The organism is Plesiocystis pacifica SIR-1 (assembly GCF_000170895.1).
Lineage (GTDB): Bacteria > Myxococcota_A > Polyangia > Nannocystales > Nannocystaceae > Plesiocystis > Plesiocystis pacifica.
Map to the genome: position 1 here is coordinate 106009 of NZ_ABCS01000010.1, position 26072 is coordinate 132080.

General features: G+C 70.5%; 19 protein-coding genes. 4 read left to right on the plus strand and 15 right to left on the minus strand.

The window, feature by feature from the left end:
- The first annotated feature begins 116 nt into the window (after positions 1–116).
- Positions 117–1022 carry an alpha/beta fold hydrolase gene (locus tag PPSIR1_RS07350; RefSeq protein WP_006970380.1) on the plus strand — a complete coding sequence of 302 codons (906 nt, stop codon included), beginning with the start codon at positions 117–119 and terminating at the stop codon, positions 1020–1022.
- Here the strand turns inward: PPSIR1_RS07350 and PPSIR1_RS07355 are convergent.
- The 11 genes from PPSIR1_RS07355 to PPSIR1_RS07405 are packed head-to-tail and all read right to left on the minus strand — an operon-like array spanning position 1003 to position 15130.
- Positions 1003–1560, minus strand: coding sequence for a helix-turn-helix domain-containing protein (locus tag PPSIR1_RS07355; protein WP_006970381.1), 558 nt, complete (start codon positions 1558–1560; stop codon positions 1003–1005). The genes PPSIR1_RS07350 and PPSIR1_RS07355 overlap by 20 nt on opposite strands.
- A 42-nt stretch (positions 1561–1602) precedes the next feature.
- Positions 1603–4050, minus strand: a complete 2448-nt coding sequence (locus PPSIR1_RS07360) for a GNAT family N-acetyltransferase (protein WP_045115570.1) — start codon at positions 4048–4050, stop codon at positions 1603–1605.
- Positions 4047–5150, minus strand: coding sequence for a heparan-alpha-glucosaminide N-acetyltransferase (locus PPSIR1_RS07365; RefSeq protein WP_006970383.1), 1104 nt, complete (start codon positions 5148–5150; stop codon positions 4047–4049). The genes PPSIR1_RS07360 and PPSIR1_RS07365 overlap by 4 nt, the downstream gene beginning before the upstream one ends.
- Positions 5147–6994: an IucA/IucC family protein gene (locus tag PPSIR1_RS07370; protein WP_006970384.1), complete on the minus strand. Its 1848-nt coding sequence runs from the start codon at positions 6992–6994 to the stop codon at positions 5147–5149. Before PPSIR1_RS07370 ends, PPSIR1_RS07365 begins: the two co-directional genes overlap by 4 nt.
- Positions 6991–7647: a GNAT family N-acetyltransferase gene (locus tag PPSIR1_RS47485; protein ID WP_006970385.1), complete on the minus strand. Its 657-nt coding sequence runs from the start codon at positions 7645–7647 to the stop codon at positions 6991–6993. The genes PPSIR1_RS07370 and PPSIR1_RS47485 overlap by 4 nt, the downstream gene beginning before the upstream one ends.
- A complete protein-coding gene (locus PPSIR1_RS07380) occupies positions 7641–8894 on the minus strand; it encodes an MFS transporter (RefSeq protein WP_006970386.1) in 1254 nt (417 codons plus the stop codon). Before PPSIR1_RS07380 ends, PPSIR1_RS47485 begins: the two co-directional genes overlap by 7 nt.
- A complete protein-coding gene (locus tag PPSIR1_RS07385; protein WP_006970387.1) occupies positions 8891–10291 on the minus strand; it encodes a lysine N(6)-hydroxylase/L-ornithine N(5)-oxygenase family protein in 1401 nt (466 codons plus the stop codon). Before PPSIR1_RS07385 ends, PPSIR1_RS07380 begins: the two co-directional genes overlap by 4 nt.
- Positions 10288–11958 carry a pyridoxal phosphate-dependent decarboxylase family protein gene (locus PPSIR1_RS07390; RefSeq protein ID WP_006970388.1) on the minus strand — a complete coding sequence of 557 codons (1671 nt, stop codon included), beginning with the start codon at positions 11956–11958 and terminating at the stop codon, positions 10288–10290. The genes PPSIR1_RS07385 and PPSIR1_RS07390 overlap by 4 nt, the downstream gene beginning before the upstream one ends.
- A gap of 9 nt (positions 11959–11967) precedes the next feature.
- A complete protein-coding gene (locus PPSIR1_RS07395; protein ID WP_006970389.1) occupies positions 11968–13227 on the minus strand; it encodes a hypothetical protein in 1260 nt (419 codons plus the stop codon).
- Positions 13224–14825 carry a PepSY-associated TM helix domain-containing protein gene (locus PPSIR1_RS07400; RefSeq protein ID WP_006970390.1) on the minus strand — a complete coding sequence of 534 codons (1602 nt, stop codon included), beginning with the start codon at positions 14823–14825 and terminating at the stop codon, positions 13224–13226. The genes PPSIR1_RS07395 and PPSIR1_RS07400 overlap by 4 nt, the downstream gene beginning before the upstream one ends.
- Complete coding sequence (locus PPSIR1_RS07405) at positions 14822–15130, minus strand: hypothetical protein (RefSeq protein ID WP_006970391.1); 309 nt, start codon at positions 15128–15130, stop codon at positions 14822–14824. The genes PPSIR1_RS07400 and PPSIR1_RS07405 overlap by 4 nt, the downstream gene beginning before the upstream one ends.
- A 150-nt stretch (positions 15131–15280) precedes the next feature.
- Between PPSIR1_RS07405 and PPSIR1_RS42070 the strand changes: the two genes are divergently transcribed.
- Positions 15281–16060 carry a methyltransferase gene (locus PPSIR1_RS42070; RefSeq protein WP_006970392.1) on the plus strand — a complete coding sequence of 260 codons (780 nt, stop codon included), beginning with the start codon at positions 15281–15283 and terminating at the stop codon, positions 16058–16060.
- 291 nt (positions 16061–16351) lie between these two features.
- Positions 16352–16600: a hypothetical protein gene (locus tag PPSIR1_RS07415; RefSeq protein ID WP_006970393.1), complete on the plus strand. Its 249-nt coding sequence runs from the start codon at positions 16352–16354 to the stop codon at positions 16598–16600.
- A gap of 98 nt (positions 16601–16698) precedes the next feature.
- Here PPSIR1_RS07415 and PPSIR1_RS07420 read toward each other — a convergent pair whose 3' ends face one another.
- Both PPSIR1_RS07420 and PPSIR1_RS07425 read right to left on the minus strand, forming a co-directional pair.
- Positions 16699–18507: an AMP-dependent synthetase/ligase gene (locus tag PPSIR1_RS07420; RefSeq protein WP_006970394.1), complete on the minus strand. Its 1809-nt coding sequence runs from the start codon at positions 18505–18507 to the stop codon at positions 16699–16701.
- A 36-nt stretch (positions 18508–18543) separates the two neighbouring features.
- Positions 18544–19704 carry a TIGR04552 family protein gene (locus PPSIR1_RS07425; RefSeq protein ID WP_006970395.1) on the minus strand — a complete coding sequence of 387 codons (1161 nt, stop codon included), beginning with the start codon at positions 19702–19704 and terminating at the stop codon, positions 18544–18546.
- Between the two features lie 726 nt (positions 19705–20430).
- Here PPSIR1_RS07425 and PPSIR1_RS07430 point away from each other — a divergent pair.
- The gene (locus PPSIR1_RS07430) at positions 20431–22110 is read left to right on the plus strand and encodes a peptide-N-glycosidase F-related protein (RefSeq protein WP_157595289.1); all 1680 of its coding nucleotides are present in this window, start codon (positions 20431–20433) and stop codon (positions 22108–22110) included.
- 193 nt (positions 22111–22303) lie between these two features.
- On the opposite strand, the gene PPSIR1_RS49185 is transcribed toward PPSIR1_RS07430, so the two are convergent.
- Both PPSIR1_RS49185 and PPSIR1_RS51110 read right to left on the minus strand, forming a co-directional pair.
- The gene (locus PPSIR1_RS49185) at positions 22304–23383 is read right to left on the minus strand and encodes a DUF4215 domain-containing protein (RefSeq protein ID WP_086001098.1); all 1080 of its coding nucleotides are present in this window, start codon (positions 23381–23383) and stop codon (positions 22304–22306) included.
- Between the two features lie 91 nt (positions 23384–23474).
- Entirely contained in the window at positions 23475–26057 is a 2583-nt protein-coding gene (locus tag PPSIR1_RS51110) for an amidohydrolase family protein (RefSeq protein ID WP_006970399.1), read from the minus strand.
- Between the last annotated feature and the right edge of the window lie 15 nt (positions 26058–26072).

Below are 26072 nucleotides of genomic sequence, written 5' to 3' on the forward strand. Positions count from 1 at the left end.
AGGCGTACCGACGAGCAAGCTTCGCGGCGGCCCCTCGCCCGACCTCGCTCGGGTGGGGGCTCGTTGGTTTTTGCGCTTCGCTCGACCTTTATCATTTTTGATATAGGATGTGTGACATGTCGAGCATGACCTCCAAAACACAACTGGCGAGCACGACCGCGGGCTTGTTCGTCGAGGCAGCCGGTGACCCCCAGCGGCCCGCCCTCGTGTTCCTCCACGGGCTGGGCGTGAGCCGGTGGATGTGGGCGGAGCAGCTCGCCTCGCTCGCGTCGGACTACTACTGCCTCGCGGTCGACTTGCCCGGGAGCGGGGACAGCCACGGCTCGCCCTGGGTCAGCTTCGAGGACAGCGCCGCGCGGGTGGCCGAGCTCATCGCAGCGCGGGCCGAGGGCGGTCGCGCCCACGTGGTCGGGCTCTCGCTGGGGGCCTACGTCGCCCTGAGCGTGCTCGCCCGCCACCCCGAGGTCGTGCGCTCGACGGTGGCGAGCGGCCTATCGACGCGGCCCTTCGCCCACCGCTGGTGGTGGAGCATGGTCAGTAGCCTGGTCTCGGTGCTGATGCGCTCTCGAGTCCTCGCGCGTGCCTCGGCCAAGGCGATGGGCCTGCCGCCCGACGCCGTCGAGCTCTACGTTCGCGACGCGACCCGCCTGCGCCCGGCGGAGGTCCGGCGCATCTACAGCGAGGTGTTCGCCTTCGATCTCGGGGCCCTGGGCGAGCTGGGCGGCGCGGAGGCCCGGTCGCGCCTGCTGGTCGTCGCGGGCTCCCGGGAGGCGCCGAAGGTCCTGGACGGGCTCGCATACGTGCGCGCCCGCGCTCCAGAGGCCCGCACGGCCCTCGCTCCGGAGCTCCACCACACCTGGAGCGCCGAGGACCCCGAGCTGTTCACCGCGATGGTCCGGGCGTGGTGCGGGCGTGGTCAGCTCGTCGCCGGCCTCGAGCCAGGCGGCGCCGCCGCGGACTCGAGCGGTGGACCGCAGGTCGCACCCGCGGGGGGCCCGGGGCTCAGGGCTCGGAAGGGGTGAGGGCATCGGGGATGACCACGGAGGCGAGGGCGTAGGCCCGCCGCTCGGGCGTGGGCTCGTGGCTCAGCGCGCCCTCGACGAGCTCGACCATGGCCGCGTGCAGGCTCGCGCGTTCGGCCTCGGACAGCCACAGCGTCGCCAGGTTGTAGGCCGCGCCGTCGCGCCCGAGCTGCTCCTGGGGCGTCCGCTCGACGTAGGCGCCGAAGGACTCGACGAGCATGGCCACGAACACGTTGAAGGCGTCGAGGTGCTCGTCGGGCCCGAGGTGCTCGAGCTCCTCGGGGCTGAGGCGGCCCTGACCCGCCCGCACGGCGAAGCTACGCTCGATGGCGCCGTTGACCTCGCGCTCCTCGACGATCTCGAGCACGGCGCCCTCGTGGAGCGCGCGGAGGTGGCGGTAGAGGCTAGCCTGGGGGATCTGCGGCAGCATGCGGCGCAGCTCCTTGGCCGTGGCGTGGCGCCCACCGAGGGCGGACAGGATCCGCATGCGCGCCGGGTGGAGGACGAGCTCGGCCTTCGAGCGTTGCTTGCGAGCCACCCCGAGAGGCTAGTCTCGGGGCGGTTGAGGGTCAACGCCGCGCTAGCTGGCCTTCGAGCGTTCGACGCCCCCGTCGGCGAAGGCCGCCAGGGGGTTGGCGATGCGGCCCACGAACTGCAGCCGCCCGACCGGCTCGTCGAGATCGATCATCTGGCGATGGTTGCGGATCTGCAGCCGGTTGAGGCACGACAAGGTGAAGTCCGCGGCGAACAGGTCGTAGTGGGCGAACTTCTCGGCGAGCTCGGGGAACTGCGCCTGGTAGCGGCGCACGCACGCGGCCGCGGCGGCCCAAAAGTCCATCGCCGAGCAGTCGCCGTGCTCCTCGAGGATCTGGGCGACGAAGCGGAAGAAGTCGTCGAACACGTCGATGAAGATCGACAGCAGCTTGACGTCGTCGGGGACCTCCATGCGGACGCGCGACAGCGCCTCGGGGATCTCGATGGCCTCGGACAAGATCGCGACCTCCTCGGTGATGTCCTTCATCAGCGCGCGGACCGGGACGTGGTCCTCGAGCACGAGGATCAGGTTCTCGCCGTGGGGCATGAACACCAGATCGTAGCGGTAAAAGCAGTGCAGCAGCGGGGCGAGGTAGGCGTCGAGGTAGCGATCGAGCCACGCCCGCGTAGACAGCCCCGAGGCCTCGATGAGCGCGGGCAGCAGGGCCTGGCCGTGGTCGTCGACGTGGACCAGGGCGGCCATGGTCATCGGGGTCTGGCCGTCCTCTGCCACGGACATCGGGCTCTCGCGCCACAGCGAGGCCAGCATCTTGTTGTAGTCGTTGTGCGGCCCGAACTCCTCGAAGTAGGGGTTCACGTAGCTGACCGAGGCGAGCTCGCCGAGCATGCGAAAGCCGCTGGCCTCGATGTAGGGGTCGGTGTAGAGCAGCTGCTCGAGCCACACCGCCATGGTCGGCGCGGTGCCCAGGTAGTAGTGCGGGAGCCCGCGCATGAAGCCCATGTTGAGGATCGACAGGGCCGACTTCGTGTAGAACTTGTCGGGGTTGGACACATTGAACAGGGTCCGCACCGACTGCTGCGCGAGGTACTGGTCGGGGCCGTAGCCCAGGCAGATCAGGTCCCCCGAGGCGACCTCCGAGGCGAACACGCTGGCGAGCTTGTTGAACCACTGGAAGGGGTGGACGGGGATGAACAGGTAGTCCGCCGGGTCGGCCCCCTGGCTGCGGATCCGGTCCTCGAAGGCCGCGCGGGTGTGGGCGTCGAGCTCCTGGGCGATGAGGGTCTCGTAGGGCAGCTCGTCGGTCCCGGCGTAGACGGCCTTGCGTCGGTGGCCGGCGAGCCACAGCAGCGAGAAGGTGTTCCCGGCCTCGGGGGCGTAGGAGCGGTAGTCGGTGCTGTCGAAGCCGATGCGGCCGTTGTTGGCCACGAAGCAGGGGTGGCCCTCGGTCATCGACTGCTCGATGGTCTGGAAGTCGGCGCGGGCGAGCTGGGCGGCGCTGGGGTTGCCCTTGCCCAGCTTGAAGGCGCTGCCCTGGAGGGTGCTGAGGATCTCCTCGAGGTAGAGGGGCAGCAGCTGCTCGGAGATGCCGAGGGGCTCGCGGAAGGCCTTGATGAACTCGACGGCGTCGACCTCCGGGGCGCTCGGGCTGCGGCGCGCGTCGGCCTGGGGCCGGGTCACGGTGATGCTCTGCTCGCGGATCCACAGGTGGTCCAGGGGCAGGGGCTTGGCCTCGAAGCGGCAGGAAAACCCCGCGCCGTCGTCGACCTCGTAGACCGCGAAGCCCTCGGCTTCGCTGGCTTCGAGCTCGCGGGGCTCGAGCAGGCGCTCGTGGCTGAACTCGCACAGCGCCTTCTTGACCAGGGCGCGGTTGGCCCGGGCCCACGCGTCGCGGCGCAGGTGCCCGACGGCTCGCTGGGGACTGACGAAATTATCGGCGTGGTTCATCGTACTTCGCTCTCGAATGGTGCCCGCGCGGCGGATCGCCTCGTGGCGGGCGCGGGTGACAAAGGCCAGCTGCGCGGTCTTGTGGGGCAGCTCGACGACGCGCCCGGTCTCGAAGCCGACGCGCTCGCACAGGGTGAACATCTTCTTGTTGCGGATGTCGGGCTCGACGAGCACGCGCGCGACCCCGGGGTCCGAAAAGGCGAAGTCCAAGATCGCCTCGAACATGAACCAGGTGAAGTTGGGGACGCGCGGGCCGGCGTCGGGGGGCGCGACGATCACGTGGACGCCCCGGTCGCCGGGGGCGACGGGGTAGAACGCGCCGATCGGATCCTGGCGCGGGTCGTAGCGCTCGAGCACGAAGGCCGGGCGCCCCTGGTGCTCGCCGACGAAGACCTCGTAGTGCTCGGGGGCGAGCAGGCGGCGGTACTCCTCGACCACGCGCTCGAGGCTCGCGCCCTGCAGGCCCCAAAAGTAGGCGTAGTCGCGGTTGACCCACTCGTGGAGGAAGGCGGGGTCGCGCTCGAGCTCGAAGGGGCGCAGCGAGACCTCGCCGAAGCCCGGGAAGGCCACGCGGAACACGGCGCTCACGCTCGCGCTCCCGCGGGCGCCTCGGGCCTGCGCAGGCTGGCCTTGGCGCGGTCGAGGAGCCAGCACAGGCCGTAGCTCACCGCCGCGACCGCGGGGATCGCCGCGACCACGCCGAGGGGTTTTAGGGTCTGGTAGCCGACCACGGCCATGCCCCAGCAGATCACCGTCCACGAGAGCACGTAGAGGGCCGTGACCCGCTCGCTCGAGTAGATCAAGAACTCGCGCAGGGGCCCCGGCTCGCGCCCCCGGCTCGCGTAGTGGATGATCGGGCAGACGATGAGCACGGCGCCCGTGGCCTCGAGGATGCCGCCGAGGCCGAGGTGGAAGAAGTCGACGAAGTGGGTCTCGGGCCACAGCAGGACCAGGACCAGGCCGACCGCGAACATCGGGACGCCAAAGCGCAGCCAGTCGAGCATGAGCGCGTCGGGGTCCCCGTGCTCGCGGTAGCGGGCGCCCAGGAACATGCCGAGCAAGATCGGCGCGAACCACGGGAACACCGGGAAGTAGACGTTCCACTCGACCCCCCACAGCAGATCGAGGAGGTCGTCGATGCCCGCCACGCCGATCCGAGCGCCGCGCAGCAGGTGCGTCCCCGAGGCGAACAGCGCGGCCCACACGAGCAGGCCGTGGCGGTTGGGGGTGAGCTTGCGGATCAGCCCCATGAGGATCAGGCACAGCCCCGCGAGCTGCAGGATGTCGCCGGTCAGCAGCATGGTGACCAGCTGCCCGGCGGTCGGCGGCGGGGTCCAGCCGTAGGCCTCGATGAAGGCGTCGGGCAGCAGGCCGAGCAGGCCCGGGACCACGAACTTGAGCGCGTTCATCAGGTAGCCCGCGCCGAGGATGACCAGGCCGCGGCGCGCGGCCCTCGTGGCGCTCTGATCGCGGGCGACCATGAAGGAGAAGCCCATGATCACCAGGAAGCCCGCGGTGCCCTTGCCGACGACGTGCAGGGCGACGCCGAGGGCCGAGCCGGCCTGGGTCTCGACGTCGGCGTAGAGCCACATCGTGTGCACCATGATCATCAGGACCACGGCGACGCCGCGGCCGATGTCGATGATCTCGACGCGCTCGGGTCGCTGCTCGGGAGGATGGGCGCTCATGCTCGGGTTTCCCGGTGCGCGGGCGCGAAGGGGGCCAGGGGGTTGGCGAGGGTGCCCTCGAGCTGCAGGCCGGCGGCGGGGTCGGCCAGGTCGAGGAGCTGACGGGCGTCTCGCAGCTGCATGCGGTTGAGGCAGCCGCGCGGGAACTGGGCGACGAACAGGTCGTCCTCGGCGTAGCGCCAGGCGTGCTCGGGGTGCTCGCGCTGGTAGGCGAGCACGCAGCCGGCGACCTCGCGCCAGAACTCGGTCTCGGGCAGCCCGCACTGCTCGGCGAAGATCGGCGCGAGGAAGCGGAAGAAGCAGTCGAACACGTCCATGAGGATGTGCAGGGGCCGCAGCGCGGCGGGGTAGTCGACGGCGAGGCGGCGCACGGCCGGGGGCAGGCTCTCGGCCGGGCGGAACACCAGCACCTCCTCGGCGATGTCCTTCATGAACGCCCGCGCGGGCATGCCCTCGCGCAGGCCGAGGATCACGTTCTCGCCGTGGGGCATGAAGGCCAGGTCGTGGGCGAAGTAGCAGTGGAGGATCGGGCGCAGGTAGACGCGCAGGTAGGCCCGGAGCCACTCTGTCGGCGCCAGGCCGTGGGCGCGCAGCAGCTCGGCGAGCAGGGCTCGGCCCTCGCGGTCGCGGTGCAGCAGCGCGGCCATGGTCATCAGCTGCTCGCCCACGGGCGCCTTGGCGACGGGGCTCTCCCGCCACAGCGCCGCGAACAGCTTGTTGAGTGGGCTCTTGCGCGGGCCGGCGCGCTCGTAGCTGGGCGTGCGGTAGCCGATCGCCGCGCACTCGCGGAGCACCTCGAAGTTGCACGCGCGCAGGGTCGCGTCCCCCGACACGAGGGCGTCGACCCACTGGTTGATCGCCGGGGTGGCGCGCATGTAGTCGGGCGAGAGCCCGCGGACGAAGCCCATGTTGACGATGCTCAGGGCGGTCTTGACGTAGCAGCGCCGCGGGGAGCTGAGGTTGAAGGCGGTGCGGATGCTCTGCTGGGGCTGGTAGGCGTCGTCGCCCTCGCCGAGCTCCACGACGTGGTCGCGGGCGATCTCACCGGCCAAGCAGGCGCACAGGCGGTTGCGCCACTGCCAGGGGTGGGCGGGCATGTAGAGGTAGGCCGCCGGGTCGAGGCCGCGGGCGCGCAGCCGGGCGTCGAAGCGGGCGCAGGTGTCGACGCCGAGCTCCTGGACGATGAAGGTCGCGTAGTCGAGGCCGTCGACGGCGGTGAACTCGGCCCGGGTGCGGCGCACGGCCACCCAGGTCATGGCCATGGGCTGGGCGACCTCGGGGGCGTAGCGGGCGTAGTCGTCGGCGTCGAAGCCCAGGCGCCCGGCGTTGACGAGGAAGCAGGGGTGGCCCTCGGTCATCGCGGTCTCGATGGTCTGGAACTGCGCCCGGGCCAGGGCGCGGGCGTAGTGGCGCTGGTTGTCGTACTTGTAGGCCGCGGCGTAGAGCGAGGCGCTGAGCTCCTCGAGGTAGGCCGTCAGCGCGGCGCCCTCGAGCCCGAGGGTCTCGCGGAAGTCGAGCACGAACTCGAGGGCGTCGAGCTCGAGGGGCTCGGCCTCGCTCGGATCCGGGGCGGGGGCCGTCCGTACCCGGACGATCGAGCTGGGATCGACGACCCAGTGGTCGAGGGCGAAGCGCCGGGCGTGGAAGCTGTAGTGGACGTGCGGGGCGTCGGCGCGCAGCTCGAAGCGCCCGCCCGAGGGCGCGGCGTTGCGCGGGGCGAGGAGCTTTTCGTGGCTGAACTCGGCGATCATCTTGGCGACGGCGACCTGGCTGATGCGGGTCCAGACCTTCGGTCGCAGGTGGGCGACGCCGTCGGGCGTGGGAGGGCACAGGGGGGAGTTCACGGCAGGGTCTCCATGGCGCGGCGCAGGTCCTCGCGGGTGCACACGGACAACATCGCGGTCTTGGCCGGCCCCGCGGGGCTCGCCTCGATCTCGATGGGCCGCAGCTCGCAAAAGCCAAAGGCGCGGTTGATGGCGCGGATCTTGTGGTTACGGACGTCGGGCTCGACGACGATGCGCTCGGCGGCAGGGTCGGCGAACAGAAGCTCGAGCACGCTGGCGAAGGCGGCTCGGGTGAAGCCCGGGATGGGCTGGGCGGGGCGCGGGGCGACCAGGATGTGCAGGCCGCGATCGCTGTCGCGGGCGTCGTAGTGCCTGGCGAAGGCCTCGCAGATCGGCAGGTAGCACTCGGTCAAGAAGGCCGGCCGCGGCGCTTCGTCGGCAGCGCGGACCAGGCCGATCAGCGCGCGCAGGCTGGGCCGGGCGGTGAGCGCCTCGTAGGCCGCGCGCACGTCGGCGCAGGTCATGCCCTGCATGCCCCAGTAGCGCGCGTAGTCCCGCCGGACCCAGTCGTGGATCGTCGCGGCGTCCCGGGCCAGGGCGAGCTCGCGCAGCTCGATGCGCTCGATGGATCCGACGCGCTGGTCGCTGACGAAGCGCCACGGCCCGACGGGGCCAATGCGTGGCTCGCTCGGGGGCGTCTGTGGGCTCAGCACGGCGCGACCTCCTCGGGGGCCTTGCCCTCGCTCGGCGCGGCCGCGACGAAGCGCGAGCCGTAGGCCGCGAACACGCCCGCGCCGACGACGAAGCCGCCCAGGGCGATCCACAGCGGCTGGACGAGGCCGCCCGCGTTGACGGCCAGGCCCGCGATCCAAAACGCGATCAGCACGCCGCCTTGTTGGCACAGGTTCATGTGGCTGTAGTCCTCGGCGTAGCGCTCGGGGGGGCTGATCTCGAACAGCGCGAGGTCCAGGTCGACGAGGCCGCGGAAGGCCGCCCAGCCGTAGATGAAGCGGCCGACGACGATCGCCGCGGGCAGCGGGGTCGCCTGGATGGCCACCCCGAGGGCGATGAGCGCGAGCCACTTGTAGAGGCTGCCCGGCCGCGACCAGCCCATGTGCTGGACCCCGAGGGCGACCAGCGAGGCGAGGGCCGGGATCGCAAACACCCACCCGGACACCAGCTCGCCGTCGAGGCTCGAGCGCGTGCCCCAGTACTCGACGAAGAAGGGCCGGGTGATGAAGGCGCTGAAGTAGACGACGGCCATGAGCAGGCCGAGGCGGACCAGGGGCGAGAGGCGTTGAGGAATGGGCGGGAGCGCGGGGGCCGGGTCGTCCGCGGACGCCTCGACCACCTCGGGGACCCCCTCATGGGCGGGTTCCGGGCTCGGCGCCCGCGCGCCGCGGCGCAGCAGGTAGACCGACACGCCCATCTGCAGGAAGTCCCCCGCGGCCATGACCAGGTAGGCCGCGCGCGGGTCGTGGTGTTCGAGCACCCAGCCGCCCAAGGTCGCGCCCAGGATGCCGCCGAGGTGGACGATGACCGTCAACAGCCCGATGACCCCGGCGTGGCTGGCCTTGGGCACCAGGCGCATCACGTAGGGGTAGACCAGCAGGTAGCTGGCCTTGAACACGATCATCGTCAGGGTGCAGGCCCAAAAGCTCCACAGCTCCGTGGTCAGGTGGCTGGCGATGGCCAGGCCACCAGCGCCGAGCTGGCCGACGACCAGCAGCTGCAGCGTCGACCAGCGCCGCTCGAGGCGGGCCCAGACGGGGAGGGCGAGCATCACCGTCAGGCAGGTCGCGGCGAGGTAGAGGCCGACGTGGCGCGGGTCCTCGACGCCGAAGGCCGTGGCGAACAGCTTGGGGAAAAAGGGCAGCAGCGTCGCGTCCGTGATCACGGCGCTGGCCGTGGTCGCGATCAACAGGTCGCGCTGACGCGCCGCGCTCAGCCCTTCGCTCACGCCGCGCTCTCCCGCTTGGTGATCCGCGACTCGGCCTCGGCTCCGCGGGCCCCCTCGTGGTCGAGGTGGTGGCCAAAGCGGGTGAAGGCGGTGCGCTCGGGCAGGCGGTAGTGGGCTCGGCCGAGCACGGTGTTGATGATCCGCGCGTTGCGGTAGGCGCAGATGCCCAGGTCCGGGGCCGCCACGCCGTGGCTGTGGAGGTCGGCGTTGACCACGAAGACCTTGCCGCCCAGGCTCGGGTCGGAGCGCACGGCGTGGTCGAGGTCGAGGTCGAGGCGCCCGGCCGCGTCGCGCTGGAGCAGGGGCTCGAGGGGCTCGAGGAAGGTCGGCTGGCGGTGGCGGTAGCCGGTCGCGAAGATCAGCAGGTCGGTGTCGCGCTCGAAGCCGTGGTCGGCCACGCGGTCGTGGCAGCGCAGCGTGACGCCGGCGTCGGAGCGCTGGACGCCGCGCAGCTCGGTGGCCACGCGCAGCTCGAGGTCGACCTCGCCGAAGGCCACGGCGCGGCTGTAGAGCTGGTCGTGGATGGCCTCGAGGGTGTCGGTGGAGATGCCCTTGTAGTGGCGCCACTGGTTGGCCACGAGGGCGTCGCGGGTGGCCTCGGGCAGGGCGTGGAAGTGCTTGACGTAGCTCGGGGTGGTCATCTCGAGCACGAGCTTGGTGTAGTCGAGGGGCGCGAAGCTGGCGGTCCGGGTCAGCCAGCGGATCCCCGGGCGCGGGCCGGGGCGGCGGCGCAGCAGGTCGAGGACGACCTCGGCCCCGGACTGGCCCGAGCCGACCACGGTCACGGTCTGCGCGGCGTCGACCTCGTCAACGCGCGCGAGGTATTGGGCCGAGTGCATCCAGCGGCTGCGCTCGACGCCCTCGACCAGCTCGGGCACCCACGGCGCGGTGCCGATGCCGACGCTGAGGTTGCGGGCCGGGAGCGAGGCGGTGCCCCCGTCGGTCGCGCGCAGGCGGACCATGAACTGCTCGGCCGCGGCGTCCCATTCGACGAGCTCGACGCGCTGGCCAAAGGCGACCTGCTCGAGCTGGGCCAGGGCCCAGCGCAGGTAGTCCTCGTACTCGCTGCGCATCATGTGGAAGCGCTCGCGGATGTAAAAGGGGTACATGCGGTCCTGGTCGGCCAGGTAGGCGAGGAAGGACAGCGGGTGGGTGGGGTCGACCAGGGAGACCAGGTCGGCGAGGAAGCTGACCTGCAGCCGGGCGTCCTCGAACATCAAGCCGGGGTGCCAGCGGAAGTCTTCGGCGGCGTCGACGGTGAAGGCCTTCAGCTCGGGGACCGTCGAGCTCAGGGCCGCCAGGCCCATGTTGAAGGGGCCGCAGCCCACGGCGAGGAGGTCGACGGGGCGCGCGGGCAGGGGCGCGCGGGGGATGGGGGCGTTCGCGTGGCGGGTCATTCGGGGGTCTCCTGCGCCTCGAGCTCGCGGCGGCCGGTGGCGACGATGCGCTCGAGCAGCGCCTCGAGCTGCTCGGGGCGGGTGCGGGGGTTGATCAGGGTGAACTTGAGGCACAGCCGCGAGGGCTCGCCGGGCACGTCGACGCGGGTGCGGCCGACGAGGGCCTCGCCGGACGCGAGCAGGCGGCGACGGATCGCTGCGTTGACGCGATCGAGGCGCTCGGACTCGGATTCGGAGGCCGACTCCGATTCGGGGTTTGCTTCGGCGGTGTCGAGGCGCGGCCGGTAGCGGAACACGATCGTGGTCAGCTCGGCCGCGCACACCAGCTCGAGCTCGGGGTGGTCGAGGATCCACGCCTGCCCGTGGCGGGCGAGCTCGTGGCAGGCGTCGACCATGGCGCCCAGGCCCGCGCGGCCCAGGCCCAGGAAGGTCGCGGCGACCTTGACCGCGTCGGCCCGGCGGGTGGTCTGCAGGCTGCGCCCGAGCAGGCCGGTGTAGCCCGCCTGGGCCTCGTCGAGGGGGTTGAGGTACTCGACGTTGCGCTCCGTGGACGCGAAGGCGTCGGGCTTGGCCACGAGCAGCACGCTGGTCGCGGCCGGCTGCCAGCCGAGCTTGTGCAGGTCGAGGGTGATCGAGTCGGCGAAGTGCAGGCCCTCGAGGCGCGGGGCGAGGCGGCGGGAGAACAGCGCGCCGAAGCCGTAGGCGGCGTCGACGTGGAACCACACGCCGCGCTCGTGGGCGATGGTCGCCAGCTCGACGAGGGGGTCGACGGAGCCGAAGTCCGTGGTCCCGGCCGTGGCGATGATGGCGATCGGGGTCTGGTCGTCGTCGAGCTCGGCCAGGCAGCGGCGCAGGGCCGCGGTGTCCATGCGCCGGCAGCGATCCACGGGCACGGGGACGACCGCGCCCTCGCCGAGGCCCAAGGCGGCGCAGGCTCGGTGCACGGAGAAGTGCGCGACGGCGGAGCACAGCACGACCGGGCGGCGCAGGCCTGCGACGCCGTCGCGGCGGGCGTCGATGCCCAGCCGGCGCGCGGCGCTGTCCCGGGCGAGGAGCAGCCCGAGCAGGTTGGACATCGATCCGCCCGGGGTCAGCACCCCGTCCGCGTCCGCGCCCAGGCCCGCCAGATCGATGAGGGCCTCGACGACCCAGCGCTCGATGGCCACGGACGAGGGCCCCGAGTCGAAGGTGTCGACGGAGGAATTGACGACGCTCGCCAGGGTGTCCGCGGCCGCGGCCACGGCCAGGGTCGGCGGCTGCAGGTGCGCGACGGCGTTGGGGTGGCTCAGGTCGAGGCCGTGGCGCGCGAGCACGCCGCTGACGAGCTCGAGGGCCCGGCGCTCCCCGAGGCCGCGCTCGGGCAAGGTGGCGGGGCCGAGCTCGCTCAGCGCCCGCTCGAGCACGATCGCCGCGGTCCCCGGGGCGGAGCCGGGCGGCAGCGGACCGCGGGTGCGGGCGAAGCTCTCGCGCTCGGCGAGGGAGGCCAGGTCGAGGTCGCCGGCGAAGCGGGCCATGCCCTCGGGGGTCTGGGCCCAGGTTCGGGGGTCGCGGGCGAGGGCCCGCTGGGCGTTGTCCTCGGCGCTCGACAGGGAGGCTTGCGGTTTTGAGGACGCAGGGGTCTCGCCGCCCGGCTGTGCGCCGCGCGGTGGCAGGGGCTGGATGTGCATCTTGGGGTCCTAGGGCAGGGCGTGGACGCCGTAGAAGTAGCCGTCCATGGTGAACGCGGGAGACATCTCGTTGGTGGTCGGATCGACCTCGTAGACCGTGCTGTTCGCCCCCATGTCCTCGCTCTCACCGAGGTAGAGCAGGCCGCGGGTGGCGACGCCGGGGAAGCCGACGGCGGACATCGGCGCGCCGGCGACGGGCTTCATGCTCGGCGCGTCGCCGAGCTCGATGCGCCACAGCTGGTGGGCGTTGTGGTCCCAAAACGCGAAGTCGACGGGCTCGACGTCTGCGGGCAGCTCGTCGGGGTGGAAGATCTTGACGAAGCCGACGCCCGAGCCTTGCTCGGCGGTCTCGAGCTCGGTGATGGCCTCGAGGCCGCCGGTCAGCTCGGGGATCGTGAACGCGTAGTCCGGGTCGAAGTCCGTGGCGCCGGCGGGGATGCGCAGCACGCAGTTGTCGGCCGCGGGCGCGGCCCCGGCGTTCTCGAACATCTGCGCCGAGTAGTTGCGCCCGTCGCCGAGCACGTAGGCGTGGCCGTCGGCTCCGAACACGGCCCGGCCGCCGCTGGCGCAGCGATCGTCCGTGGCGACGCCGACGAGCTCGAGGGCCTTGGGGTCGACGATGGTCATCGAGACCTCGGGGTAGATGCTGCCGGCGTTCCAGTCGGCCCAGCGCCCGGGGATGTAGACGAGGCCGTCGGGGCCCGTGGTCGTGGTCCAGTTCTCGAGGTCGTAGCCGTCGACGTGCAGGTGGGCCAGATCGACGGTGCCCGTGATGGTCATGGTCGAGGGGTCCCAGACGATGGCCAGCAGCGAGTCGCTCGACACGGACACGGCGGTGGTCTCGTCGACGAGGGTGTTGCCGAAGTCGATGGCGGCGAGGCCGTAGGCCGCGAGGCTCATCTCCCCGACCTGGGTCAGCGCCCCGGTCTCGGAGATCTCCCACTTCACCCAGGTCGGCGCCTCGGCCATGCCGACGAGCACGGCGTTGCCGCTGACGAGGTAGACGGCGTTGCCCGGGACCTCGATGGCGTTGGCGTTGTCGAGGTGGCCGTCGAGCTCGCGGACCACGGAGAAGTAGGTGGTCCGGCCGACGTCGGTGATGATCACGGAGCTGAGCAGGTAGCCGCCGTCCCAGCCCTCGTCGCCGGTCGCGGCGGCGCCGTCGTCGTTGGACGAGCCGCCCGTGTCGCAGGCGAGGGCTGAGGTCAGGCAGGCCGCGAGGGCCAGGGTCGGCAAGGGGCGAATGAGGAGGGCGCGAAGGTCTGTCATGGCAGGGTCCGGGGGTTGAGGAGCAGGGCTCGGGCGCCGGCGAGGCAGCCGAGGGCGAGGGCGAGGGCGAGCAGGTCCCCGGCGATCGGCCAGGGCTGGGGGCCGCGGGACCACAGCTCGAAGAGGGAGAGGCCATTGGCTAGGGCGACCAGCGCGGGCGCGCCGAGGAAGCCGAGGCCGGCGCAGCCGAGGGTCAGGGCCAGGGCGCGCTCGAGGGTCAGGGTCCAGCCCAAGGCGGCGGCCGCCGCCAGGCCCAGGAGCAAGGTCGCGGTCATGGCCGTGGCCGGATCGTCGAGCTGGGCCGCGCAGGCGACGGCCCAGCTGGCGAGCACGAGGGGGCAGCAGGCGACCAGGCCGCCCGAGAGCGCGACGGCCAGCGTCGCGGCCGCGCGGGCGCTCCGGGGCGCGTCCTCGACCGTGCTCTGGGCCTTGATCTGGCGGCGGGCGTAGACCAGCAGCCCGGTCATCGACAGGCCGCAGGTCGCGAGGCCCAAGAGCACCCACAGGACCTGCGTCAGCCGGCCCAAGAGCGTGCCGAAGTGCAGCGCGTCGATGAGCTCGAGGGCCGCGCTCGACACCGAAGGCACGGCGCCGACCTCTGGCTTGTCCGCGAGGAAGCGGCCGTCGTGGCCGTCGTAGACGTAGCGCAGGCGCTCGTCCCCCCAGGCGCTCTCGCGCTCGAGCACCACCGTCGCGCGGGCTTGTTCGCCGCCCCAGTGCTCGAGGGAGAGGGAGCGGAAGCTCGCGCCTTCGCTGCGCGCGAGGGCGTCGCGGAGCATCGGGTCGAGGGCTCGCACGGAGGGCCCCGCGGCGGGCTCGACGGGGACCTCGGGGACCAGATCGGCGAGCATCTCGGCCCGATCGCCGCCGTAGCGCGCGAGGGTCAGGACCGGGAGCACGACCGTGGACGAGAAACAAAAGAAGGCCCCGGTCAGGGCGATGATCGCGGTGTAGGGCAGGGTCCAGCTGCCCACGAGGGTGTGCAGGTCGCCCGCGAACACCCGCAGCCGCGTCTTGCGTGGGCGTCGGCGCAGCTTCTCGGCCGTCGGTTGGTGCACCCACACGCCGCTGACCAGCAGCGCGAGCAGGCCGAAGGCGAGCAGGCCCGTGACCAGCAGCCCGAGGGTCCGGGGCAGGAGCAGGAAGACGTGCAGCTCGATGATGAAGGCGGCGAGGCGATCGTGGGGCCGCGGCGCCTGGACCTCGCCGGGCGTGCCTTCGCGGCGCTCGAAGACTTCGAGGGTCTCGGGGTCGAGGGAGAGGCCGCGGGCGTGGGCGGGCTCGCCCTCGACCGCGCTCGGCGTCTCGAAGTAGGCGAGCAGGGGCTCGCCGTGGTCTTGAGCGATGTGCGCCTGCTCGAACTCCGAGGGGGTCGCGGCCGCGAGCGCGCGGTCGAGATCGAAGCCTTCGAGCTCGCCGATCGCCGGGTATTGGGGAGCCCGCGCGGCCCAGGCGTCGATCTCGGACGCGAAGGTCGCGAGCACGCCGCTGAAGAACACCAGGGTCCCGACCACGGCGACGACCAGGCCGATCCACCGGTGCAGTCGGTACAGCCGCGGTCGCGGGCGTCGACGGGCTTCGGCCTTGGGCGAGCTCATGACGCGGCCGCCGTGAGGGAGTCGGCGACCGTGGCCGCGAGGGACACGAGCGCGAGGCCCGTGACGACGAGGCGAGCGCGGCGGCGGTCGGGCGCCGCGAACAGGGCGAGGGCGGCGGCGATCCACACCACCGGGAAGGCGACGCAGGGAAGCAGCAAGTGGTCGACGCCGGCCCGGCCTTCGGGGATGACGACGCTCAGTCCGCAGCAAACCAAGAGCGCCGCGACGAGGGCGGCGAGCACGGCGAAGGTCGCCTCCCGAGGCCGAGCGGGGGTGGGTGTCTGGCGGGTCGGCGTGGTCGTCATGGGGACTCGGATATCTTGATCAAATGAAATTAATTTTCAATTGCGATGAATTGAAACTTCTCACCGAAGCATGACGCTGTTTCTTAAAATTGATGATGAAATCTATTTTCATTAATGCGATGGGGAGGAGACACGCCACGAGGCCCGCCGATGTCGCACGACCCCTCTCGTTCTCAGCCCCAAGAGCCCAACTCCAGCGCGCGAAAGCCGAGCCCGGCCGAGCTCGGCTTCGACGCCGGCCTCGACGACCGCTTCCGCGTCTACTGCGAGACCTACAGCGCCGAGCCGACCGTGGCGACGGTCGCGGGCGTCGAGCTCGAGCTTCACCCCCGAGTGTTCCGCGCGGCCGGGGCTTCGACGACCCTGACCTTGCTCGAGGCCCTGGGTGAGCCCGAGGGCCTGCGCGTCCTCGACATGGGCTGCGGCTCGGGTGCCGTGGGCGTCATCGCGGCCTTGCGCGGCGCGGCCTCGGTCCACCTCGCCGACCTCAGCCCCGACGCCGTCGCCAACGCCCGCGCCAACGTGCGCCGCCACGGCCTCGAGGATCGTTGCGAGGTCCGCTGCTCCGATCTCTTCGCGGCCTTCTCCGACGAGCGCTTCGACCTGATCGTGTTCAACGTCCCCTTCCTCTACGCGGCGGAGAACGAGGCGACCACGGCCTTGCCGATCCCCGCGCACCTCGAGGGTCGGCTGCCCCCGGCGCAGGCCTTCATCGACGTCGAGTACCGGCTGATCCGCGCCTTCATCAGCCAGGCCAAGACCTACCTGGCCCCGGGCGGGGTCATCCGCTGCACCTTCGCCAACTTCGGCAACCACGCGGTCTTCGACGCCATCGTCGAGGCCAACGGCCTGAGCCGGACCACGGTCGCGCGCCGGCCCGAGCCCGAGTACGGCCTCGAGTACCTGGCCTACGAGCTGCGGCCGGTGTAGCGGCGGCCTGACCGGGCGTTAGCGAGGCGTTGGCGGTGTAATGAAGTGTCATTGCGCCGCAAGTCGCCACTGCTAGCGTATCCGGCCATGTCTGAGGGTGAGCTGAGCAAGGCGCAGTGGTGGGCTTCTCGAGTCGTCGTGCCTCTATTGACCGGCGGTAGCCTCGTCTATCTGGTCGCTGAGGCCGTACTCTCGCCGGAGCCTCCCGATGATGGAGGTGTCGTGCCGTCGACGCCGCCGGGGGTTCGAGAGCCGGTCGTTTCGGGGTCGTCGGCCACTCCGACCCCGTGGATGTCGAAGTACCGGGTCTACGGCGCCTCGGGCTCGGTCTACGATCAGGTCTACGGCGAGGCGTGCAAGCGCCACGCCCCCAGCACCGAGCCTCCGCTCGAGCTGTGCAAGGGCGGGAGCAAGCCCTGCGTGAAGTGGCGGACGACGGTCCACAACGACGCGGGCGCGCTCGTCGGCGTGTTCTGCACCGGCTACCTCAAGCAAGAGACGCTCGTATCCCCCGAGTTCGCCGCGCGCGGGCTCGATTGAGTCGTGGGCGTGGGGCAGGGAGGGGGTGGCGTCGCCCACGACGGCTAGAGCAGACAGGGGCTGTGAATTCATTCACAGCCCCTGAGCGCGCCAGGCCGTCAGGCGAACATCGCCTTGATCTGCGCTGCGAATTTCTCGTTCACCACGTTGCGCTTGACCTTCATGGTCGGCGTCAGCTCGCCAGTATCGACGCTGAACTCGTTGGGCAGCACGGTGAACTTCTTGATCTGCTCGTAGCGGGCGAGCTCGGGGTTCACGTCCTTGTCGACGCCCTCGCGCAGCAGCGCGTCGAATTTGTCGCTGGCGGCGACGTCGGCCACGGTCGCGCCGCTGCCCAGGCCCAGGCGGTCGCGCAGCTCGGGCAGGGCCTCGGGGTCGATGACCAGCAAGGCGGCGAGGAAGCGCTCGCGGTCGCCGACCACGACCGCCTGGCCGATGCCGGGGAGCTGGCTGAGCTTGCCCTCGATCTTGGCGGGGGCGACGTTCTTGCCCCCCGCGGTGATCAGGATGTCCTTCTTGCGCCCGGTGATCGCCAGCCAGCCGTCCTCGTACTTGCCCAGATCGCCGGTGTGCAGCCAGCCCTGCTCGTCGATGAGCTCGGCGGTCTTGTCCGGCATGCCCAGGTAGCCGCGGGTCATCGGCCGGCCCTTGAGGCAGATCTCGCCGTCGTCGGCGATCTTGATCTGGACGCCGGGGAGGGCCCTGCCGACCCAGCCGACCCGGGGGCGGTAGAGCGGGCTGCCCGTGATCGCGCCGGAGGTCTCGGACATGCCGAAGCCCTCGTGGATCACGATGCCGAGGGAGGCCATGAACTCGAGGGTGCCGACGGAGATGGGCGCAGCACCAGTGGCCGCGAGCACCAGGTTCTGGAGCCCGAGGCGCTCTTTGACCTTCGAGATGACCAGCTTGCGCGCCAGATTGAGCATGAAGCCCTGCTTGTCCTGGCCGGTCCGGACCTTGTGCTCGAAGGCGGCGAACTCCTGGGCCCGGGCCCACTCGACCAGGCGCTTGCGAAAGCCGGTGGCCTCGGCCAGGCGGGCCTTCATGGCGGCCTCGAATTTCTCCCACACCCGCGGCACGCCCACGAAGGAGGTCGGCTGGACCTCCGGGAGGTAGTCGCGGACCTTCTTGAGCTCGGCGCAGAAATAGACCTCGCCGCCCGAGCGGATGTGGACCATGGTCGTGAACATCTGCTCGGCGACGTGGGACAGGGGCAGGTAGCTGATCGCCCGGTAGTTGTCGTCGTCGATCTCGCGGTAGAACTCGAGGGCGCCATAGGCCACGGAGGTCATGTTGCCGTGGTCGAGCTGCACCGCCTTGGGGACCCCGGTGGTGCCCGAGGTGTAGATGAGCAGCGCGACGGAGTCGGCCTTCACCGACTCGATGCGGGCGTCGACGGCCGAGTCGTCGACGGCCCGGCCCATCTGGAGCAGGTCCTTGAAATTGAGCACCCGCTCGTCGTCGATGGGGTCGTCGTCCATCAAGATGAAGCGCTCGAGCGCGACCGTGTCCGGGCTGCTGGCGGCCGCGGCCATGAATTTTTCGAGCTGGGCCCGCTGGTCGCAGATCGCGATGCGGGCCTTCGAGTGACCGAGGATGTAGGCGACCTGCTCCTCGGTCGAGGTCTGGTAGATGGGCGCGACGATGCCCGCCGCGGCCATGATCCCGAACTCGGCGAACACCCACTCCGGGCGGTTGTCGCCGACGATCGCCACGCACTCGCCGGGCTCGTGGCCCAGGGAGATCAGGGCCTTGCCGACCTCGCGCGCCGTGGCCCAGTAGTCTTTCCAGCTGGTGCCGACCCAGCGGGCGCCAGCCCTGCCGAACACCGCCGGCCTGTCCCCGCGCGTCTTCGCGTGGTTGGCGAGCTGATCCAGGAGGGTCTCGTCCTCATTCCATTCGGCCATGGGCGCATAGCCTATCAGCCTGGAAGGGGCGGCTCGCTAGCCGTTGCTCTTCTTCTTGTCCTTGTCCGAGGGCGTCCTCAGCAGGCGCTCTCGGACCCGCGAGTGCTGGCGCATCTTGTAGGCCGCGTGGGAGGCCTCGCCCTGCTCGTTGGTCTTGGCCGTCTCGGCGTCGATGAGCTGGAACTCGACGAGCACGAAGACCACGTTTCCGCGGCCGCCCTCGGCGTTCGGGTCGATCTTTTCGTCGACGCGCACGGGCAGGTCGGCGATGAAGTTGAGCATGCGGAAGTTGGCGCCCGAGAACTCGTTTTGGTCGGCGGCGCGGCCCTCCGAGGTGGCCAGCGGGCTCGGGCTGATCTCGCGGAGCACCCGGGTGTCGACCAGGGTGTTCACGGTCTGCCCCGGGACCACGTAGTTGAAGGGAATCAGCCGGCGCAGCATCAGCTTGAGGGTCGGGAGCACGTCGTCGCGCTCGTGGACGATCAGCCGAAAGCGCAGGCGGTCGAACACCCGCGCGGCCGAGGTCTCGCGCTTGACCAGCATCTTGGTCAGCAGCGAGTCCTGGGTCTTGCGCGACCACTGGAACTCGAGCACCGGCGCGCCGAGGGCCCGGAGCTGATCGAAGACCTCGAGCACGCTCTGCTCGACGCTCTCGAACAAGGCCGCGTCCGAGAGGGCCAGGCGCGTGCGCAGCTCTCGGGCGTCGAGGTGATAGAGGATGTGCATCACCTTGAGCAGGGTGCAGGCGTTGCGCTGCTGCTTGCGAGTCCCACGCTTGCCCGAGGCCATCAGCGGCAACTCGATGAAGGGCGCGGACTCGGCCACGACCTCGTCGACGTGCAGCTTGAGCACGCGCCGGGTGTACTCGGCGGCCTCGCGGCGCAGGGTCTCGACGCGCTCGCGGTCGTCGGCGTTGTCCCAGTCGAGGCTGTTGAGAGCCAGCAGGCGCTTGGAGTCCTCCTCGTCGTGGAAGTCGAGGCGGTACCAGTCGACGACGGACTCGCCGCGCAGCAGCAGGCGCAGCTCGTTGGCGTCCTGAGCCGTGAGACCCTTGGTCCCCGGGTTCCTCGCCAGGGGCTCGTGGCCTTGGCGCAAGATTTCGGACACGCGGAAGGCCCCGCTGGTGCGCGCGCTCGGTCCCGTGGGGGCGCCGCTCTCGAGGTCGAGGTCCGACACGTCTGATTGCGGCTCGCTCATGACTGGGTCGACTGCAAGTTCGTCGAGGTTAGCCTGGTAAGCCGCGTCACGAACCGTCCATCGGATCGGTTCGGAAGGAATTTTCGGTTCGTTCGCCGCTTTTGCGGCTGGATGCGGTGGAGGCTGGGCAGACCGGCCGATAGGTCAGCGATCCTTCGGGGTCCGCCCGCCTCGCGCGTCCGGTTCAGGCGCTCGGCTCGGCGGCCTTGCGGGTAAAGCGCATGGTGCCGACGAGGAGGCCGATGGAAATGAGGGCGGCGGTGATGTTTCCGATCGTAGCGAGGAGCATCGTCTTCTCTTCTCTCCCACAGGGGGTGCTGGAGTGGGGTGCACCTGTGAGCTACCACAGTGTGCATGTTGGACCTACAAAGTGGCAGATGTAGGCGCTCCCCTCTGAGAGGGTTGGTCCGAGCGCGTTGCCGAGGTCCCAGGCGAAGTCGAAGTGAAGGTCAAGGCCTCGAAGATCGAGGTTCTTTAGGGGGGTAATCGCGTTCTCGAGCCGACATCGCTGGTCCCGTCTCGAACACGCGCGGCGCCATCTAGCACATTCCTTCAGCTGCGAAAAGATGCGCGCACTGACGTAGGGAGGTGGGAAAGAGGAGGGTTCACACGGTTGTGTCAATGCGATATTTGCGCCATCTGACGGCCAAAGCGTGCAGGCTTGTATCCCCAGCATCCACTGGGTATTGGACCTGTATGCGGTCCTTTGAAGCTTTTTCACGCTTTGTGCCTTTCTCGACCTTTGCGCTGTTCTTGGCTGTGGGCGCCGGGGCGGGGTGCAAGGGCGAGACGGAGGACGAGGGGGGCGACGAGGCCGCGAGCGAGGAGTCGGGCACCGAGGACACGGAGACGGACACGGGCGAGGAGTCCGACACTGGGGAGCCCCCGGAGACGGGTCCTTGCTTCGACGGCCTCGAGCGCTGGGAGTGGGACGCGTCGGCCGATCACATCGGCTACGACCTGCCGGCGACGGACTTCACCGTCGAGACCCTGCGCGGGCCCAAGACCTTCTCCGAGATCTGGAACGGCTGCGACAACCACGTGTTCGTCATGTACTCGGCGAACTGGTGGTCGACGCCCATCGAGCCGCTGATCGACGACGCGGCCGAGAACACCCACTTTTGGTTCGTCGTGCCCAGCGACTCGGCGGACTTCGACAACGACATGCGCGCGGCCCTGGTCGGGCAGATCGCCCAGCGCGTGGAGGGCCACCTCGAGAGCCTGGGCCCCGAGGTGCAGGCGGCCAAGACCGACACCTTCCACTACGTCATCGACTCGGGCCTCGACATCCCGGCGGTCCAGGGGATCTTGGCGACCAACCCCAACGAGGAGCACTTCACCATCGGGCGCCACCAGAAGATCTGGGAGGGCCACAACGTGGCCGTGGCCGCGAGCGGCTCGTGGATTCCGCTGCTCGAGCAGACCCGCTGGTGGTCGCGCTACATCAACTACTGGTACGGCCTCGAGGCCGAGCTCGCCGAGGAGGCCGAGAGCCCCGACGTGCTCGTGCACCGGGTCGCCGACGCCGTCGAGATCAAGGGCGGGGAGCCCTACACCTGGACCTTGCCGGACGCGGCGACCATGGCCGAGTACGATCGCCTCGAGGTCGACATGTTCATCGACTGCCCCGGCGTGGGCCACCCCTACGTCGCGACCTGCGGCGAGTGGGACACGGTCGGCTCGATCTTCCTGTGCGAGGACGCCGAGTGCGAGGGGGACCGGCGCCGGGTCATCAAGTGGATCACGCCCTACAGCGCGCCCGGGCGCTGGGTCATCGACATCACCCCGGAGCTGCTCGAGCTCGCCGCGGGCGGGGAGCTGACCTTCATCAGCGCCCACGGCGACAACAACGTCGGCCAGTACACCTACCGCTACACCGTGGACTTTCGCTTCTCCAAGGCCGAGGACGGCCTGCGGCCCATCGGCAAGGCCGAGCTGATCCCCCGGGGCGGCTACGGCTGGAACGAGAACTACCACGCCAACTGGCCCGAGGGCTTCAGCTTCACCGCCCCCGAGGGCACCCAGCGGACCGAGCTCTACGCCCGCATCTCGGGCCACGGCGCCGTCGAGGGCAGCCAGTGCGCCGAGTTCTGCTCCTTCACCCACGAGTTCAGCGTCAACGGCACGCCCTTCGCCCACCAGTACGTGCAGGAGAACGTCGACCGCTGCGCCATGCTCACCGACGAGGGCGTGACCCCGAACCAGGGCGGGACTTGGTTCTACGATCGCTCGAGCTGGTGCCCGGGCTGGGTCATCGAGGAGTGGCGCGAGGACCTGAGCTCGGCCGTGGAGGTGGGCGCCGAGAACTCCGTCGCCTACGACAGCTGGTGGGGCATCAACAACCCCACGCCGCCGCCCGGGGGCAACATGGACGCCCGGGTCGAGGTCGTGTTCTACGGCGAGTGAAGGCCCTGTCCATCTTAGCCGTCGTGGACGACGCCACGCCCCACGTCCACGGTCAACGAATCCACGCCCCCGCAAGCGGGGGCGACCACGAGCCTTCTCCAAGGCACGAACTTCATTGCCCACCAAGCCAAAGCGGAGGAGCGGAGCGACGAAGCGCCCCCGGTGCCAAGCGGCTGTGGGGGCAAAACAGGGCTCACTGGCCGTCCGAGGGGTTCGTGCAGTAGCGCAGGTTGCAAGCCGGCGCGTCCGGCAGGTTGACCAGGTAGCGGTGCTTGCACGCGACGATCTCGACCTCGACGCTGGTCTCGCACTCGACGGCGGGGTCGGGGTCGTTGACGCCGTCCTCGAGGCCAAAGCAGATCGTGCGGGTGACGACGCCGTCGGGGGGCGAGGGGTGGTAGCCGTCGAGCCAGCCGCCCTTTTCACCGCCGCAGCCGGAGTAGGAGGGGGAGGTCGCGAGCCGATCCCACTCGTCGAAGTCGTACCAGCCCGGGCCGACCCAGTCCGGGCTCTGGTTGGCGACGCCGGCCTGGTCGCACAGCTCGTCGTCGAGCCCGTCGTCCCAGTAGGCGCGGTCCCACTCGTGGAGATCGGGGTAGTCCTCGCCCTCGCACAGCGGGTGGTAGTTGTAGTCGCAGTCGTTTTGGCAGACGTCGTCGTCGATGCCGTTGGCGTCGTCGCAGTCCTCGTGGTCGTACCAGACGAAGCCGTCGCCGCAGGTCGCGAGCTTGCACGTCCCGGGGCAGTAGTCGTTGTCCTTGTCGTCGCCGTCGTCGCACTCTTCGCCCGCGGCCGCGTTGACGTGGGCGTCTCCGCAGACCGGCAAGGTGCAGTCGTCGTCGCACTCGGGGGTGTCGAAGACCCCGCCGTCGCACTCCTCGCCCAGGCCCACGATGCCGTCGCCGCAGGTCCCCAAGCTGCAGTCGCTCTGGCAGCCGTCGTCGTCGACGGTGTTGCCGTCGTCGCAGGCTTCGACGCCGAGCTGGACGAAGCCGTCGCCGCAGGTCGCTGTGGCGCAGGTGCTCGTGCACGCGCCCTGGTCGCTGTTCTCGGCCCCGAGGTCGCAGCTCTCGCTACCTTCGACCACGCCGTCGCCGCACACCGGGCCGCTCTCGGCTTCGGCCTCGCCGGTCTCGGCCGCGACGAGCTCGGTGGTGTCCGCCTCGTCGCCGAGGCCTTCGCCTCTACACCCCGCGCCAAGGCCCGCTCCGAGCCCGATCACGAGCGCCAGCACCAGCGGCGCGTGCGCGCGAGGGGGCTGGACGGCCAACACCCGCGGAGCATAGCGCAGCCGCGGGTGTCGGGCCCGTCCCGGCTCGATTCCGTATCGATGGACTCGCGGGGCGGGGTCGGGTTTTGCCCAATCAGAAGGGCTGGCAGTCGGCCTGGCCGAAGTCGGCGGCGGAGCGGGGCAGGATCTTCGAGTTGCTGAAGCTATAGCCGAGCACGCCGGTGATCGAGGTGAAGCTCGAGCCCTCGGGGCACATGTTGTCGATGTCGTTGAACATGAAGTCGTCGACGCGCAGGTCCCCGGTCACGGCGAACTCGTCGTAGTCGTCGGGGGCGTCGGCGTTGAGGGTGGTGATCTGCACGTCCTCGACGGTGATGAACACGCCCTCGTAGGCCTCGGCCATGGCCCCGTTGGTGGACACCGCGGCCGGGTCGACGAGCGCGGGCCCGAAGGGCAGCTCGCCCGGGGTCTGGGCGTCCTCGATGATGTTCGCGGCGCCGACGATCTCGGTCAGCCCGAAGTACTCCTCGACGGAGCCAGAGACCTCGATCACGTCGCCGACGTCGAGGCCGTTGGGGTTGCCCTGGGTGTAGACGACGATGCCGGTCCACGGCTCGCCGGTGCCGGTCTCGGCGTAGAAGCCGTTGCCGTCGGGGTAGATGGCGGTGACGGTCAGCCCGGTGACGTAGACCTGCGAGCCCTCGGGGACATGGTTGGGGTCGTCCTCGTTTTGGATCGCCTCGACGGTCACGGCGCAGGCGAGCAGGCCGGGGTTGGGGTCGGCGCAGTCGTCACACACGTCGCCGTGGCCGTCGCCGTCGGCGTCCTCCTGGCCCGGGTTGGCGTCCCAGGGGCAGTTGTCGTCGCCGTTGGGGATGCCGTCGCCGTCGAGGTCGTTGGCGTCGCCGGGGGTGCAGCTGTCGGTGGCGTCGAAGGGGCAGGGGTCGCACACGTCGCCCAGATCGTCGGCGTCGGCGTCCATCTGCTCGTCGAAGTAGGGCATGCCGATGTTCATGAACACCGGGTTGAACACCTCGGGGCAGTTGTCGACGTCGTTGGCCACGCCGTCGCCGTCGAGGTCGTCGGCGCTGGTCGTGCCGTCGTAGTCGCTGTCCATGCGCGAGGGCACGCAGGTCGGCTCGTCCTCGGGCTCGCCGCAGTAGAACAGCGGGTAGGTCACGGACGACTGGATCTCGGCGAGGCTCGAGCTGGTGTCCTCGGACACGCACGCGCGCTTGGCCACGCCGCACACGTCGAGGGCCTCGCAGCCCTGGCCGCCGATGGCCGTCGAGGCCAGGAGCTCGTCGTCGCCGTAGAGCGGGGTGCCGCCGCGCATGACCAGGGCGACGTACTGCTCGTGGGACTCGATCACCGCGCGGTGCGGGTCGGCGCCGTTGCGGGCGAAGATCGCGATGTCGGCGACGTAGCCCGGCTTGAGCATGCCGACGCCGGCCTCGCCGCCGATGGCGAAGGCGCCGTTGGTCGTCGCCATGCGCCACTGCTCCTCGTCGGTGAAGTAGTCGCCGTAGTGGTTGGTGTCGAGGTAGTCGATGCAGGCCAGCTCGCGCAGCAGGTTCATGGACCCGGAGGGGATCCAGTCCGTGCCCACGGCCAGCTGGACGCCCATGGCGTCCATCAAGGTCGCCGGCGCGGTCGCGCCGTAGAGCACCACGTTCGAGCGCGCCGACCACGAGAGCTTGGCCTGGGCGTTGGCGAGGACCTGGACGTCGTCGGCGGTCACGCCCACGGCGTGAACCACCGCGGTCTGGGACTCGATGACGTCGAGCTGGCCCTGGGAGGTGCAGGTGAACTCGTTCTTGGCGTTTTGGTCGATGCCCTCGGCGATGTGCGGCAGGTAGGCGTCGAGGGAGTCGATGTCCCCGGCCTCCGTGGGGTTGTTGCCGTAGTTGCAGTTGTTGGTCTGCTGGATGCCGCTGGCGTCGTTGAGCGGGAAGGTGTCCGTGTCGACGGGCTGGATGCCCAGGCCCTCGAGGTCGTTGGCGTTGTCGACGTTGCGCAGCAGGCCGAAGCGGCCGCCGGCGCTGGCCGTCGAGGTCGCGCCGCCCATCACGAAGCGCAGCTCGGCGCCGAGGACTTCCTCCGTGGACGCGCCGCCGCTGTAGGGCAGGGCCTGGAAGCCGTTGATGCCCTCGCGCCAGTCGTGGCGGTGCCAGTAGCGGTCGGGGCCCTCGCCGATGGGCCAGTTGTTGGAGAAGGTGATGTGGTCGTGGGTGTTGATCAGGCCCGGGCTGACGGAGGCGTCGGGGCAGGTGATGATCGCGTCGGCCGGGCCGCAGCAGTCGTCGCCCACGCAGGTGATGACGCCGTTTTCGATCCACACCGCGCCGTCTTCGTAGACCGTGCCGGGGGCCAGGATGTCGCCGCGGATCAGCAGGCTGCCGCCGGCCGTGCCCTCGGCGATGCAGGTCTCGCCGTTGGGGTTGTCGGGCAGGGGCTCGCAGGACTCGCCGCCGCCGGTGGTGCCCTCGGTGGTCTCGGACTCGGTGTCCGTCTCGGTCTCGGTGTCCGTCTCGGTGCCGGTGTCGGTCCCCGTCTCGGTGCCGGTGTCCGTGTCATCCGTGGTCGTGTCCGTGTCGCCGATCTCGTCGTCGCCGGGGTCGGTGCTGTCGTCGCCGCAGGCCGTCAGGCTCGTCAGCGCGAGCAGGCAGGTGAGGCTCAGGGGGAGGGTGATGCCGGACGGACAGGGCTTGTGCATGGTTGGGCTCGAGTC

Bases quoted from the DNA above. Each gene is read 5' to 3' on its own strand.
- PPSIR1_RS07350 (WP_006970380.1), top strand. From the start codon at position 117: ATGTCGAGCATGACCTCCAAAACACAACTGGCGAGCACGACCGCGGGC.
- PPSIR1_RS07365 (WP_006970383.1), bottom strand. From the start codon at position 5,150: ATGAGCGCCCATCCTCCCGAGCAGCGACCCGAGCGCGTCGAGATCATC.
- PPSIR1_RS07385 (WP_006970387.1), bottom strand. From the start codon at position 10,291: ATGACCCGCCACGCGAACGCCCCCATCCCCCGCGCGCCCCTGCCCGCG.
- PPSIR1_RS07390 (WP_006970388.1), bottom strand. From the start codon at position 11,958: ATGCACATCCAGCCCCTGCCACCGCGCGGCGCACAGCCGGGCGGCGAG.
- PPSIR1_RS07395 (WP_006970389.1), bottom strand. From the start codon at position 13,227: ATGACAGACCTTCGCGCCCTCCTCATTCGCCCCTTGCCGACCCTGGCC.
- PPSIR1_RS07400 (WP_006970390.1), bottom strand. From the start codon at position 14,825: ATGAGCTCGCCCAAGGCCGAAGCCCGTCGACGCCCGCGACCGCGGCTG.
- PPSIR1_RS07405 (WP_006970391.1), bottom strand. From the start codon at position 15,130: ATGACGACCACGCCGACCCGCCAGACACCCACCCCCGCTCGGCCTCGG.
- PPSIR1_RS42070 (WP_006970392.1), top strand. From the start codon at position 15,281: ATGTCGCACGACCCCTCTCGTTCTCAGCCCCAAGAGCCCAACTCCAGC.
- PPSIR1_RS07415 (WP_006970393.1), top strand. From the start codon at position 16,352: ATGTCGAAGTACCGGGTCTACGGCGCCTCGGGCTCGGTCTACGATCAG.
- PPSIR1_RS07420 (WP_006970394.1), bottom strand. From the start codon at position 18,507: ATGGCCGAATGGAATGAGGACGAGACCCTCCTGGATCAGCTCGCCAAC.
- PPSIR1_RS07425 (WP_006970395.1), bottom strand. From the start codon at position 19,704: ATGAGCGAGCCGCAATCAGACGTGTCGGACCTCGACCTCGAGAGCGGC.
- PPSIR1_RS51110 (WP_006970399.1), bottom strand. From the start codon at position 26,057: ATGCACAAGCCCTGTCCGTCCGGCATCACCCTCCCCCTGAGCCTCACC.